This window comes from Isoptericola jiangsuensis, from assembly GCF_002563715.1.
GTDB classification, from domain to species: Bacteria; Actinomycetota; Actinomycetes; order Actinomycetales; family Cellulomonadaceae; genus Isoptericola; species Isoptericola jiangsuensis.
In genome coordinates this window covers 1,243,051-1,257,730 of sequence record NZ_PDJJ01000001.1, presented here as the reverse complement: position 1 = coordinate 1,257,730, position 14,680 = coordinate 1,243,051, and the positions used below count along the sequence as shown (strand labels likewise).

Here is a 14,680-nt window from a genome sequence, read left to right as displayed (position 1 = left end):
TCAGTCCGTCCCGCCGCGCAGGTGGTCCGCGGTGCGCCGTCGTCCCGGCAGCCCCGCCAGCCAGGCGCCGGCCGCCACCACCGCGAGCAGGGCCGCCACCAGGGCGGCGAGCCACCACGGGTCGACGACGAGCGACGGCGCGGCGTCGGCGCCCGTCAGCGGCGCGAGGTCCACCATGCCCACGACGAGCGCGGGCACCGCGACGGCGAGCACCGCACCGGTGACCAGGGCGGCGCCGACCCAGGGCCCGACCTCCCACAGCACGAGCCCGCGCTCGGCGCCCCGGGGCAGGCCGAGGGTGCGCAGGACGGCGAGCAGACGGGTCCGGGCAGGTGTCCCGAGGACGAGCGCCAGCACGACGGCGGCCGCGCTGAGCAGTCCGGACGCGACCACGGCCACGACGAACGCCGTCCGCAGCCCGGCGGCGGACGGCGTGGCGAGGAGGGCCTCCTCGCCGGCGAGGGGGTCGTCCACCACGGCGGTCGGCAGGAGGTCGGTGACGGCGGCCTCGACGGCGGCCCGGTCGGCGTCGTCGTCGAGCTGGAACAGCGCGAGGCGGGCCGTCCCGTCGCCGGTGCCGAGCAGGGCCGCCGCGGCGTCGGCGTCGGCGAGCAGCGCGGCCGTGGTGGGCGGCAGACCGGGGAGTCGGTCGACGGTGTCGACCACGTCGACGCCCACCGGTCCGGCCGCGCCCGCGAGCGTGCGGGCGGCGCCGACGTCGCCGGCGGCCACGACCGGCAGGGTGCCGTCGACGGTGCCGAGCCGGTCGAGGTCCTCGGGCGCGCCGGGCACGTCGGCCTGGACGCGGTCGAGGGCGCCGGAGGCGACGTAGAGCGTCACCGGGGTGTCGCCGAGCAGCAGGCGGCCGGCGTCGCGCACCGTGGCGACGGCGGCCACGCCGTCCACGGCGTCGAGCCGGGCGCGCGTCGCGTCGTCGACGGCGGGGCCGGCGACGCGGACGTCCGCACCGACCTCGCCCCACGCCTCGTGGGTGACGGCGTCGCGCACGGTGGTGGCCAGCACGACGCCGGACGACGCGGTGCCGAACGCCAGGACGAGCGCGACGGCGGGCACGAGCCCTCCGGCGGGGTCCCGCCGCACGCGGGCGGCGCCGAGGAACGGGACCAGGTCGCGCCGGCGGGCCAGGGCCCGCTCCACGCCGTGCAGCACCGGGGGCACGGCACGGACCGCGAGGAGCGCGGCGGCGAGGGACACGAGCAGCGGCGCGGCCACGACGACCGGGTCGAGGCCACGGCCGTCGACCGCGCCGCTGACGACGCCCCGGTCGAGGGCGAGCCACGTGGTCGCCGCGGCCGCGGCCACGACGGCGGCCTCGCCCCATCGCCGGGCGCGGGCGTGCGCGGGGTGGCTCCCCCCGAGGTCGTGCCGGCGCTCGCGCAGACCGGCGGGTCCGGCGGACAGGGCGAGCGCGACGGCGGGGGCGGCCCCGCAGGCCAGCGCTGCCAGGACCTGCCCGGTGCCGGGCGCGCCCGGGACCACGAGCAGTCCCGCGGCGAGCCCGAGGGCCGCGCCCGGCAGCCCGACCACCAGCCCCTCGACCGCGACGACGGCCCGTGCCCAGGTCCCGGAGGCGCCGCGGGCGCGCAGCAGCGCGAGGGCGCGGCGCCGCTGGTCGACGACGAGCCGGGCGGCGAGCGCGAGCACCGCGACGAGCGCGCCGGCCGGTCCGACGGCGAGGACCGCGACGACGGCGTCGACGCCGCGGCGCTGCCCGAGCGTGGTGGCGAGGACGTCGACCAGCCCGGAGGCCGGCCGCAGCACGGCGGTGTCGCCCTCGACGACGCTCGAGGTGGTGGCCGTGAAGCCGCGGAGCTGGGCGAGCAGCGCCGCGGTCCCGGCGGCGGGCACGCCGGTCGCGTCGACGGCGTACCAGGTGCGGGCGGTCGGGCCGTCCACCCAGGCGGCGAGGGTGCCCGGGTCGGTCAGCACCGCGGCGGTGACGATGCGACCCACGTTGGGGTCGACCAGCACCTCGGGGGTCACGGCGAGGGGTCCGTGCTGCCAGAGGTCGGCGGTGGCGTCGCGGGGCTCCCAGGTGCCGACGAGGCGCAGCGGAGGCAGCAGGGGGTCGTCGGTGGGGTGGACGGAGCCGACCGTCCACCCCAGCTCGTCGGCGGCGGCCTGCGACATCGCGACCTCGACCGGGACGGGCTCGACGTCCACGACGCCGTCCGGCCCCGGCAGGAGCGCCGACGGGTCGGCGAGCACGGGGGTGGGACGGGGCAGACGCCCGGCCACGACGTCGACCTGGTCGTCGATCGTCGCGCCGGCGCGCAGCACCACGCCCGGGTCGGCGACGTCGTTGCCGTCGAGGAGCGCGGTGCGCACGCGCGGGGAGTCGACGAGCACGTCGGGCTCCCCCAGGACGCCCGCCAGCGGTTGCGGCTGGGCGGCCGCGAGGGCGCGCAGCCCGTCGAGGTAGCCGTCGAGGTCGGGCTGCGGCGGGTCCACCTCGGCGTCCCCTGCCCCCAGGTCGAGGCCGTGGTACGGCGCGAACGCGGACCCGTAGCCCGGGAAGGCCGTGTCGACCGAGACGACGTCCCGCGTGACCGCGGAGGTCGCCGCGACGGCGTGGGCGAGCTGCTCGGCGTGCATCGTCGCGACGGCGCGCGGCACGGCGGACGCCGTCGCGGCCGCGAGGAGCGCCACGACGCCGAGCGCGAGGGACGCCGCCACGGCGGTGCACAGGTGCCGGGTCACCAGGAGCAGCAGGCTCATCGCACCTCCGGGCGGTGCTCGGTGTCGCGCGCCTGCGCCGCGACGACGGCGGCGACCCCGGCGGCGACCGCGACGGCACCCGCGACGGCGGCACCGACGGCTCCCAGGACGGGACCGGCGAGCAGCACCACCGGTCCCCCGCCGCCCGGCACGACGCCGGCCACGAGCCCGGGCACGGCGAGCGCCGCGACGCCGGCACCCGCGGCCAGGCCGGCGGCCGTGCCGAGGAGCGCGACGACCCCCAGCTCGAGCGCCCGGGCGGCGCCCTGGGCCCGCGGTGCGACACCGAGCGCGCGCAGGACGACGACGTCCCCGCGACGACCCGCCGTCGTCGTGACGGCGACGGCGGCGAGGCCCAGCAGCGCCACCGCGACGGCGCCGGCGGCCACGACGAGGAAGACCCGGGCCACGGGGGACCCGGCGTCCGCACCGAGGGCGTCGGCGGTGGTCGTCACGGTCACCGTGCCGGGGTCGTCCCCCTGGCGGTGCGCCTCGGCGCCGACGGCGGTGGCCAGCGCGGGGACGGCCGCGGGGTCGGTGGCCGCGACCCACACCTCGGCGGGGCGGGGCAGGCGGGGCGTGGTGCGCAGCAGGGCGGCGTCCAGCGCGCCGAGGTCGGCGAGGACCCCGACGGCCTGCCGCTGCCCGGGGATCGCGTCGGCCGTGCCGACGACCTCCAGCCGGACGGGCGTCCCCGCCCACGTGATCTCGACCGTGTCACCGGGTGCGGCGGCCCAGCGGTCGGCCGCGGCGGCGCTGACCACGGCCGGGACGGGGTCGGGGGCGCCGCCGTCCTGCCCGGGGGCGACGGCCACGAGGCGGGCCCAGGTCGGGGCGGTCGGTGCGAGGGTCGCGGCGAGCCGCGGCTCCCCGGCCGTGCCGTCGTCGGGGCCGTCGGCGGGCACGGTGCCGACGGACGTCCATCCGGTCGTGAGGTCGACGGGCACGTCCCCGGCCGGGGTCCGGGCGGTGAGCGACCGCACGGCGAGGTCGAGGCGGGTGGGGGTGGTCACGGCGGCCACGTCGAGCCCGACGGCGGCGAGCCGTGCGCCCGGGGCGATGTCCGTGCCCGCCACCGTGAGGGTGACGCGGGTCGTCCGGGGTCCGGGCGTGGCCGTCCCCGCGTCCAGCGCGGTCAGGGTGCCGTCCGGGGCGCCGAGCCACAGCGTGACGGCGACGTCCGGCCCGTCCTGCGCGCCGGGTCCGGTCGGGGCGCGGGGCGCGCCGGTCGGGACGGGGGCCGCGGTGCCGGACAGCTCGAGCACGAGGGCGGTGGCGTCGTCGGGCAGGACGGGCGCGCCGCCGAACACGTCGGAGCCGCGCAGGGACGCGGCGAGCGCGCCGGCGCCGGGCGCGACCACCACGGCGGGGACGAGGTCGGCGGGCAGGGCGGTGGCGCCCACCTCCGCGCCCTGGACGGTGGCGGCGCCCGTCAGCGCCGGGGCGGCGGCCGCCGCGCCGGGCAGCCCGGCGAACCGGGACGTGTCCGGGGGCGGTGCGGACGGGTCGACGGTCGCGCCCCCGGGCACGGTGGCCCGCACGTCGGTCCCCACCGCCAGCACGGCGGCGGCCTGCCGGGCGGCCTGCTCGGTGCCGCCGTACGCGCCCGCGAGGACGGCCGACCCGGTGGCGAGCACGAGCAGCACGACGGGCACGACCGCGAGCCGGAGACCGCGAGCCGTGCGACGCGCCACCAGGGCGCCGGTCAGTCCGCGGCCGCGCGCCGCCAGCGCCGCCCACGCCCGGGTCGCGGGACCGAGCACGGCCAGCACGACGGTCCCGAGCGCGACGAGGGCGACGGCCGGACCGGCCGCGGCCAGCGGGTCCCCCGTGACGCCGTCGGGGCCGGTCACGGCCGGGGAGCCCAGGGTGCGCAGGCGCAGCAGGCCGAGCACGGCGACGACCCCCACGGCCACGACGGTGCCCGCGGTCGCGGCCTGCCGCAGCCGGCCCGACCGGTCGGCCGGGCCTCGTGCCGCGACCGTGCGGGCCTGCGCGGCCGCGACCGCCGTGAGCACCACGACGGCGGCGACGGCGGTGACGGCTCCCGCCGCGGCGACCGGCCCGGGTGTCCCCGGTCCCCGCCCGGTCAGGAGCGCAGCGGCCAGCGCGACGCCCGCCACGGCCGCGGCGCCGCCCACGACCACGGCCTCGACCGCGGCCCCCGCGACGAGCCGCCGGGGTGAGGCACCGCGCGCCACGAGCAGCTCGACCTCGGGCTCCCGCGCCCCGGCGAGCACCCGGCCCGCCTGCGTCAGCGCGACGAGGCTCAGGAGCAGCAGCAGCAGGGCCGGGACGGTGACGACGGCGCGGGCCGCCCCCAGCGCGGCGTGCTCGACCGCCGCCCGCTCCCCCAGGTCGCCCGTGACGGTGACGCCCCGCACCGCGACGGCGTCGTCACGCCGCAGCGTGTCGCGCAGGCCGATGCTGCCGGCGACGAGGCCCGCGAGGTCGTCGGGCTGCAGCACACCGACGTCCGGGACGAGGGTCCACGTGACGAACGGGGTGTCCCCGTCGGCGGTCGACTCGACGCGTGACACCTGCACGGGTGCACCGGCGAACAGGTCGTCCACGGTCGCGCGGAACCGGTCCTCCTGCGCCGTGGGGTCCGCGGCGAGCCGGGTCCTGACGACGAGGCCCGCCGGGTCGGGGCCGCCGAGCGCGGCCCGGGCGGACGCCGTCGTCGTCGCGACGAACGTCCCGGCGGCCGTCCCGCCCGTGGCCGCGACGGCGACCACGAGCAGGGCGACCAGGCCCAGCAGTCCGCGGCGGGCGAGGGCGCGCCGCACCGCGAGCGGCATCGTCAGCCGCCGTGGGACGCGCCCGTGCCGAGCGCGCTGCCGCCCTCGGAGCCGGGTGTCTTCCGCGGTGCGGGGTCCTCGCCGACGTGCAGCTCGACGATCTCCTCGCCGAGCTCCGCCAGCAGGCGGTGCCGGTCCTCGCGGCGCTGCCGCTGCTCGGCCGGGTTCGGCACGGGCGCCGCGGCCAGGAGACGGCGCGTGTAGTCCTCGCGCGGGTGGCGCAGGACCTCGTCGCGCGAGCCCTGCTCGACGATCTTGCCGTTCTGCAGCACGACGACCCGGTGGGCCAGCATGTCGATGACCGCGAGGTCGTGGCTGACGAACAGGCAGGCGAACCCGAACTCCTGCTGGAGGCTGGTGAACATGTCCAGCACGGCGGCCTGCACCGACACGTCGAGCGCGGACGTCGGCTCGTCGGCGACCAGGAGCTCCGGCTCCAGGGTGAGCGCCCGCGCGATCGACACGCGCTGGCGCTGCCCGCCGGACAGCTCGTGCGGGTAGCGGTTGTAGAACGACCGGGGCAGCTCGACGGCGTCGAGGAGCTCCATGACGCGCTGCTGCCGCGACTTCGCGTCGCCCACGTCGTGCACGACCAGCGGCTCGGCGATGGCCTCGCCCACCGGGAACCGGGGGTTGATCGAGGCCGCCGGGTCCTGGAACACCACGCCGATGCGGCGCCGCAGCGCCTTGAGGTCCTTCTTGCTCAGCTTGGCGTAGTCCTGGTCGAGGATCCGCACGGCGCCCGACACGGCCGGGATGAGGCCGAGGGCGCACTTGCCGATGGTCGACTTGCCCGAGCCGGACTCGCCGACGAGACCGACGATCTCGCCCGGCTGGACGGAGAACGAGACGTCGTCGACGGCGCGGAACGCGGGCTTGCCCATCCGGTGGTACTCGATGACGAGGTTGTCGAGGCTCAGCGCCGGCACCGTGGCGGCCGGGGTCTCGGCCTCCGGTGCGGGCTCGACCACCGCGGCGGTCTCGTCCTGCGCGCCACCCTCGCCCAGGTGCGGCACCGCGGCCAGCAGCCGCTTGGTGTACTCGTGCTGCGGGTCGGTGAGCACCTGCTCCGCGGTGCCCGACTCCACGAGGTCGCCCTTGTACATGACGGCCACGCGGTCGGCCATGTCCGCCACCACGCCCATGTTGTGGGTGATGAGCAGGATGCCGGTGTCGAGCTTGTCCTTCAGCGACCGCAGCAGGTCGAGGATGTCGGCCTGCACGGTGACGTCGAGGGCCGTGGTCGGCTCGTCGGCGATGATCACCTTGGGGTCGCAGGAGATCGCCATGGCGATGACGACGCGCTGACGCTGACCGCCGGACAGCTCGTGCGGGTACTGCTTGAGGCGGCGCTCCGGCTCGGGGATGCCGACCATGCGCAGCAGCTCGGCGGCACGGGCCGTGGCCTGCTTTCCGTAGGCGATGTTGTGGAGCTGCAGAGCCTCGGTGAGCTGGTCCCCGATGGTCAGCACGGGGTTGAGCGCCGTCATCGGCTCCTGGAACACCATGGCCACGTCGTTGCCGCGCAGCCTGCGCAGCGCCGCCGGGTCGAGCTCCGTGACGATCTTGTCGCCGACGCGCACCGAGCCGGACACCCGCGCGTTGCCGGGCAGCAGGCCGAGGGCCGTCGTCGAGGTGACGGACTTGCCGGAGCCCGACTCGCCCACGAGGGCCACGACCTCGCCGGGGTGCACCTCCAGGGAGATGCCCTTGACGGCGTGGACGTCGCCGAACTCGGTGCCGAACGTGACGCGGAGGTCGGTGAACTCCAGGACGGCGTCGCCCGGGGTGGCGGGCTCGGCCGAGGTGAGGTCGAGGGTGGTCATCAGCCCTTGCTCCTGTTCTGCCGCGGGTCGAACGCGTCGCGCAGCCCGTCGCCGATGAAGTTCACGCTCAGCGCGATCGCGAGGATCATCAGACCCGGCCACCAGAAGAGCCAGGGTCGCGTCGTGAACGCCGTCTGGTACTGCGAGATGAGCAGGCCCAGCGAGGTGTCGGGCGGCTGCACGCCGAACCCGAGGAAGCTCAGCGAGGTCTCGAGCAGGATCGCCGACGAGATCGCGAGCGTGGCCGACACGATGATCGTGCCGATGGCGTTCGGCAGGATGTGCTTGAAGATGATCCGGCTGTTGCCCGTACCGACCGCGGTCGCGGCGACGACGAAGTCGCGCTCGCGCAGGGAGAGCACCTCACCGCGCACGAGGCGTGCCAGGCCCGTCCACGTGACGATGCCGAGCATCAGGGTGAGACCCCAGATGCCCCACGGCTGCGCGATCTTGCCCAGGACGGCGGCGAGGACGAGCAGCGGGATGACGATGAGCAGGTCGGTGAGGCGCATGAGCAGCGACTCGACGACGCCGCGGTAGAAGCCGGCGAGCGCGCCGATGACGGTGCCGATCGCGGTGGACAGCAGGCCGACGCCCAGGGCGATGATGATCGACTTCTGGGTGCCGAGCATGACGAGGGCGAAGTAGTCCTTGCCGATCGTGTCCTGCCCGAACGGGTGCGCCCACGTGGGGGCGCCGGTGCCGATCTTGTCGTACTGCGAGAACGGGTCCTTGTCCCACCAGCCGGGGATCGGGCCGATGCCGATCGACGTGAAGGCGACGACGATGACGACCGCCAGCACGATCATGGCGGTGATGGCGCCCTTGTGCCGGAAGAACCGGCGGCGCACGAGCTGGCCCTGGCTGTAGGACTTCTCCTCGGTGGGCAGCGGGGCCGTGTCGAGCCCCGCGCCGACGCCGCCCTGGGCGTCGGTGCCGGCGACGGACGGGATGGGCTGGTAGTCCTCCCCGTGCGGGTCGCTGTTCCTGATGTCACTCATGGTGGTCTCCGGCGGTGCGGTCGGTCGTGGGGTTCACGGTGCGGTGGCTCACGGGGCTCACCGCCGGATCCGCGGGTCGAGGAACGCGTACGCGATGTCCGCCACCATGTTCATGACGATCGCGGCGGTGCCGGTGACGAGGAAGAACGCCATGACGGGCGCGGGGTCGACGTGGGTGAGGGCCTCGCTGAACATGGCACCCATGCCCTTCCAGCCGAAGACGCGCTCGGTGATGACCGCGCCACCGATGAGGGCGGCGAAGTCGAACGCGACGATCGTCGTGATGGGGATCAGGGCGTTGCGGAAGGCGTGCTTGGTGACCACGGCGCGCTCGGACAGACCCTTGGACCGCGCGGTGCGCACGTAGTCCTGGTTCATCGTCTCGAGCATCGAGGACCGCGTGTAGCGGGAGTACGACGCCACGGAGATGAGGGTCAGCAGGATGGTCGGCAGCAGGAGCTGCATGCCCGTGTCGAGCACGGACTCCCAGAAGTCGCCCGTGAAGTTCGGGGTCTGCGACCCGATCGTGGAGATCGGGCGCGACTTGAGCCCCAGGAAGCTCGACCAGTTGGCCACGAGGATGTCGAACACGATCGTGAGCGAGGTGAGCACGCCGGTGACGCCCGCGACGAGCATCGCCTGGCGGCGGGCGTAGCCGCCCCAGGCGGCGCCGATCGCGACGGACACGGCGACCGCGACGACGAACAGGCCGATGAGGACCCACCACGAGCTGGGCTCGAGCAGCAGGTTCGCGAACACCAGGTAGCTGAGCGTCCCGACGACCGCCGTGGTGAGCGCCCCGAAGAGGACGCGCCGGTTGCCGAAGCCCGCGACGATCGCGGTGACCAGCACGCCGGCACCGAGCGAGGTGAGCAGCACCATGCCGATCCCGAAGAACGGGTTGCGGTACCAGTCGAAGATGTTGAGCACGTAGAGCACGACGGCGACGAACACGAACACGCCGGCACCGGTGGCCAGGCGGCGCTTCCACGTGCCGCCCAGGACGGCGGGGACGACGACCGCGAGGATCAGCGCGATGCCCAGCACCATGGGTGGTTCCATGTCGCCGCTGGCGATCCAGTCGTTGAAGCGGATCGCGCCGTACTCCTTGAGGAGCACCGCCGCCCAGAACACCGGCAGCGAGAAGAACAGGAAGGCCAGGAACGTCACCGTGTAGTCGAAGCCCGAGTACTGGCGGATGGCCGTGAGGATGCCGAGCGTGATGCCCACCACGATCGCCAGCAGCGTGGCGAGCGTGACCAGGCGCAGCGTGGAGCCGGCCGCCTGGGCGGTCATGTCGAGGACGCTCTGGCCGTTGATGCTCGTGCCCAGGTCGCAGCTGCCCGTGAAGCATCCGCCGACGCCCTTGAGCCAGTCCCAGTACCGGTCCCACCACGGCTCGTCGAGCCGCATGAGGTCGATGCGCGCCTGGATCAGCTGCTGCTTGTTCTCGGCGTTCGACTCGCGCAGGTCCTGCAGCGGGTCGCCCGAGATCGTGACGAGCCAGTAGATGAGGATCGACGCGAGCCACAGCACGAGGACGGAGACGCCGAGCCGTCGGAGGATGAACTTGAGCACGTGGTGCCTCTTCACAGGCGGCGAGATCGTCGCCGCCACTCAACCGGGAGGGACAGGGTCAGCACACTCTACGGCTCGACCGGGGGCGCGGATGACACGCGAGCGGGGGCCGGAGGATGCGGGGGACGCCGCACGTCAGGCGGCAGAACCGTGGGGCAGGGGGCGTCGGCCCCCTGCCCCACGGCAGGTGCGGTGTCAGACCGTCAGGAGGCGCGAGCCCACTGCTCGGCGTTCCACACGATGCCCGACTGGGCGGCGGTGTCACGCACGTTGCTCAGGTCCGAGCTGAAGGCCCCGACGCCCGGGTGGGCGAAGATCGGGATGCCGAACAGCGTGTCCCAGAGCTGCTTCTCGATGATCTTCGTCTGCTCGGTGTGGACCGACTCGTCCACCGTCGAGGCGAGGGTGTCCCAGGCCGCGTCGACGGTCTCGTCCGAGTAGCCACCGTAGTTCTGCGGCTGGCCCGTGGCGTAGATGTTCTGGCCCGAGGCGATCTGGCCGGAGCCGGCCCACGCGAAGAGCGCGACCTCGTAGTCACCGTTCGGCAGGTCCTTGTCGAAGAACTCGGCCGAGCCGGCGTCCACGACGTTGAAGCCGACCTGGTCGCACGACGCCTTGATGGCGGCGACCTCGTCGGAACGGCGCGGATTCGGGGCGGAGTAGCCGATGCGGAGCTCCGTGCCCTCCTCCAGGCCGGCCGCGGCGAACTTCTCCTTGGCCATGTCGAGGTCGACCTCGTCGTAGCGGCCGTCGTAGGAGGCCGCGACGACGTCCTCGTACGAGTCCTGGAAGGGGAAGACCTCGCGGGCGTTCATGACGACCGCGGACTCGTCGATCGGCTTGATCAGGTCGTCGACGATCTTCTGGCGCGGGACGCAGTAGGCGAACGCCTCACGGGCCTCGAGCGAGTCGGCGAAGATGCCGTTGTTGAAGTTGAAGTCCAGGTGCTCCCAGGTGAGCGTCTGGCCGGTGGTGATCGTGACCGAGGAGCCGAGCTGCTCGAGCTGGGCGACGGTGTCGACCGTGGCCTGCGGCTCGATGACGTCGAGGTCACCGTTCTGCAGCGCCTGCACGTGGGTGTCGGCGGCGGCGAAGCGGAACGTGAGGTCCTGCGTCGAGGCCGGGGTGCCCCAGAAGTTCTCGTTGGCGGTCAGCGTGATGGACTGACCGGCGGTCCAGCCGTCCGGCTTGAAGCCGTACGCGGCGGAGGACGGCGTGAGGGCCGGGTCGCCCAGCTCGCCGGCGGTCATCAGCCAGCCGGTGTTCCAGAACTCGGCGGCCGGCTCGAGGACCGACATGTCGAGCTCCTGGATCGCGGTGACCAGCTCGTCGGTGGTGACCCCGATCTGGTCGGCCACGACGTGGGCCGGGAGCGGGGAGCCGATGAGGATCTTCCAGTCGGCGTAGACGCGCTCGTAGTCGTACTGGAACGACTTGGCGTCAGCGGAGTCCGCCTGCGGGCCCTCGGGCACGTAGTCGCCCAGCGTGAGGCCGGAGACGTGGTTGAACAGCGGGGTCTCGGACGCGTCGTCGCTGACCTTGCCGTCGGAGGTGATCGCCTGGGTGGCCCAGTCGAGGAGGAAGTCCGCGTAGGTGACGGGGGTGCCGTCCGACCAGGCGGCGTCGTCCGCGATGGTGTACGCGACCTGCAGCGGGTCCTCGGAGACGGCCTCGTAGGTGCCGAACGAGTCGTCGGTGCAGATGGTGCCGTCGACGCCGAAGTACCAGAAGCCGCCGAGGATGCGCTCGGTGACGGCGCTGTTGTACGTGGAGTACGTCTCGGGGGTGTTGGTGTTGTAGCCGAGGAACTCGTCCTCACCGACCGAGTACTTGACCTCGCCGGCAGCGGTCTCGGACACGCCGGTCTCGACCTTGCACGGGTCGGTCGGGGTCTCCGCCGCGGCGGTCTCGCCGGCGGTGGTCTCCTCCGCCTCGGGCTCCGCCGCAGGGCTGGAGCACGCCGAGAGCAGCAGCGCGCCGGCCGCGACGGCCGCGAAGGCTGCGCCTGAACGCCTGATCTTCACTGGGTTCCTCCTCATGGGAAGGGCCCCCCCGTCGATGCCCGCCGCCTCCCGGGTGCAGGAGACGAACGTCACCACAGGGAGGTCCGTGGTGTTGGCCACACGCTACCCATCGCCCGGGGCGAACAATTGCCATGAGAGCCCGATCACGTTTGATTGTTATCGATCTGAGACTGCCGAGTAGCACGTGGCGCGATTTGGGCGGTTGCGCCGAAACCCGCGGGAAACACCGGTCCTCGGGCATCACTTAACCCCCCCTGTATTCGCGTTATATCCATCGCGAATTCAGGCGGCGGACGATTCTCGTGCCATCGCGCGGCGGAATTCCGTCGGGGCGCACATCGTGGCCCGCGCCGCCGCGGGACGCCACTGGGGACGCCGCAGGGCGCCGTCGTGGACCGGCCTGCGACCACGACGACGCCCTGCGGGCGGCGCACCTCAGACGTTGAAGCGGAACTCCACGACGTCGCCGTCGCGCATGACGTACTCCTTGCCCTCGATGCGGGCCTTGCCCGCCGCCTTCACCGCGGCGACGGACCCGGCCTCGACGAGGTCCTCGAACGAGATGACCTCCGCCTTGATGAACCCGCGCTCGAAGTCCGTGTGGATGACGCCCGCGGCCTGCGGGGCCGTCCACCCCTTGCGGATCGTCCAGGCGCGGGCCTCCTTCGGGCCCGCCGTGAGGTAGGTCTGCAGCCCGAGCGTGTCGAACCCGACGCTCGCGAGCTGGTCGAGGCCCGACTCGGTCTGGCCGGTCTCGGCCAGCATCTCCGCGGCCTCCTCCGGCTCGAGCTCGACGAGCTCGGCCTCGAACTTCGCGTCGAGGAAGATCGCGTGCGCCGGCGCGACGAGCTCGCGCAGCCGGTCCTGCATCGCGGTGTCGGCCAGGCCCGCGTCGTCGGTGTTGAACACGTAGATGAACGGCTTGGCCGTCATGAGCTGCAGCGACGCGATCTCGGCGAGGTCGAGACCCGCGGCGGCCGCGCCCTGGAAGAGGGTCGTGCCCTCCTCGAGGATGGCCTGGGCCTGCTGGGCGGCGGCGAACAGCACCGGGTCGCCCTTCTTGATCTTGACCTCCTTCTCCATCCGCGGCAGCGCCTTCTCCAGCGTCTGGAGGTCGGCGAGGATCAGCTCGGTGGAGATGGTCTCGATGTCGCCCGAGGCGTCGGTCGAGCCCTCGACGCGCACGACGTCGCCGTCGTCGAAGGCCCGGGTGACCTGGCAGATCGCGTCCGCCTCACGGATGTTCGCGAGGAACTTGTTGCCCAGGCCCTCGCCCTCGGAGGCGCCCTTGACGATGCCCGCGATGTCGACGAACGACACCGTGGCCGGCAGCACCCGCTCGGAGGAGAAGATCTCCGCGAGCGCACCCAGCCGGGCGTCCGGCAGGGGGACGACGCCGACGTTCGGCTCGATCGTCGCGAACGGGTAGTTCGCCGCGAGCACGGAGTTGCGGGTCAGCGCGTTGAACAGGGTGGACTTGCCGACGTTGGGCAGGCCGACGATGCCGATAGTGAGAGCCACGTCGGACGAGTCTACGCGCCGGGCGCCCCGGGGCCGGGCGGCGCCCCGGGGCGGCGGCACCGCGCACCGCCCCGGGCACGCCCGGACGGGTCAGTCGACGCGGACGTCCCGGTGCCAGGACTCGGTCGTGTACTTCGTGCGCCAGCCCAGGTGCACGTAGAGCGCCTCGGCGCCCGTCGGGCTGTCGGCGTCGACCTCGAGCCCGACCCGGTTGCGGCCGCGGCCCGCGGCGTCCGCGACCACGGCGTGCAGCATCGCGGTGGCCACGCCCCGCCCGCGCGCCGCCGGGGTCGAGCCGAGGTAGTCGACGTAGGTGCCCTCCACGCCGCCGTCGTCCGCGGGCGAGACCGTGGCCACCAGGGCTCCCGCCGGGACGGGCTCGGCCTCGGGGTCCGCGGGGTCGTCGACGAAGGCGAGCCACCAGTGGTTCCAGCGGTGGCCCGGGTCCTCGCGCAGGCGCTGCACGAACTCCGGGAAGCTCTCCAGGTAGGAGTTGAAGTGGTCGCGGAACGCCTCCTCCAGCACCCGGTGGACGGCGGTGAGGTCCTCGGCGACCGGCAGGCCGTTGTCGTGGTGCGCCACCTGGCGCACGGTCACGCCGGGCTTCGGCGCGGGCAGCGCGTCCGGGGCGGCGTCGTCCGCCGTGACCGGGCGGGACATCTGCCACCAGGTGCGGGCCCGCTCGAACCCGGCCGCGGTGAGCCAGCCGCGCAGGGTGTCGTCGCCGGCGAAGGCGCCCGCGTCGAGCTGGGTCACGTCCTGCTCGCGCAGCCGCGCGAACTCGACGGCGGCCTCGGTCAGCCAGTCGTAGCACCAGGCGGCCAGGCGGTCCTGCACGTCACGGGGCAGCGTCCGGTCGATCTCGACGCCGATGACGGCGCGGCCCGCCGCACGGTCGTGGGCGTGCGCCCAGGCGCGGATCACGCCGTCCGCGTCCCGCACGACCGTCTGCCGCCGCGTCCACGACATCTGGCCCGCGACCTCGGCCTCGACCGTGGCGGCGTCGTAGCCCGCGGACCCGGTGAACGGTTGCGCCTGCCTGCCTCTGAGCTCGCCCAGACGTGGGACGTCCTCGAGCTCGGGAACCACCGCCGTCCAGTGCTCGGGAAGGGTCACGGACGGGCGCTCGTTCGTGGGGATCACGCCCACATTCTGTCAGGGTGCTGCGACACGCCCGGGTGCGGGGGTCG

The 14,680-nt window shown here is 74.4% G+C and carries 8 protein-coding genes; all 8 read right to left on the bottom strand.

The features are described 5' to 3' along the window. The 8 genes from ATJ88_RS05620 to ATJ88_RS05585 all read right to left on the bottom strand — a co-directional run bounded on the left by ATJ88_RS05620 (position 1) and on the right by ATJ88_RS05585 (position 14,633). Positions 1–2,739: an FtsX-like permease family protein gene (locus ATJ88_RS05620; protein ID WP_098462979.1), complete on the bottom strand. Its 2,739-nt coding sequence runs from the start codon at positions 2,737–2,739 to the stop codon at positions 1–3. Then, complete coding sequence (locus ATJ88_RS18310) at positions 2,736–5,540, bottom strand: hypothetical protein (protein WP_098462978.1); 2,805 nt, start codon at positions 5,538–5,540, stop codon at positions 2,736–2,738. The genes ATJ88_RS05620 and ATJ88_RS18310 overlap by 4 nt, the downstream gene beginning before the upstream one ends. A gap of 2 nt (positions 5,541–5,542) precedes the next feature. Then, complete coding sequence (locus ATJ88_RS05610; RefSeq protein WP_098462977.1) at positions 5,543–7,366, bottom strand: ABC transporter ATP-binding protein; 1,824 nt, start codon at positions 7,364–7,366, stop codon at positions 5,543–5,545. After that, on the bottom strand, positions 7,366–8,367 hold the full coding sequence (locus ATJ88_RS05605; protein WP_098462976.1) for an ABC transporter permease: 1,002 nt from the start codon (positions 8,365–8,367) through the stop codon (positions 7,366–7,368). Before ATJ88_RS05605 ends, ATJ88_RS05610 begins: the two co-directional genes overlap by 1 nt. 57 nt (positions 8,368–8,424) lie before the next feature. Beyond that, on the bottom strand, positions 8,425–9,945 hold the full coding sequence (locus tag ATJ88_RS05600) for an ABC transporter permease (protein WP_098462975.1): 1,521 nt from the start codon (positions 9,943–9,945) through the stop codon (positions 8,425–8,427). 203 nt (positions 9,946–10,148) lie between these two features. Further along, on the bottom strand, positions 10,149–11,969 hold the full coding sequence (locus tag ATJ88_RS05595) for an ABC transporter substrate-binding protein (RefSeq protein WP_098462974.1): 1,821 nt from the start codon (positions 11,967–11,969) through the stop codon (positions 10,149–10,151). A gap of 435 nt (positions 11,970–12,404) precedes the next feature. Further along, a complete protein-coding gene (gene ychF, locus ATJ88_RS05590; RefSeq protein WP_098462973.1) occupies positions 12,405–13,490 on the bottom strand; it encodes a redox-regulated ATPase YchF in 1,086 nt (361 codons plus the stop codon). 90 nt (positions 13,491–13,580) lie between these two features. Beyond that, complete coding sequence (locus tag ATJ88_RS05585; RefSeq protein WP_170023533.1) at positions 13,581–14,633, bottom strand: GNAT family N-acetyltransferase; 1,053 nt, start codon at positions 14,631–14,633, stop codon at positions 13,581–13,583. Between the last annotated feature and the right edge of the window lie 47 nt (positions 14,634–14,680).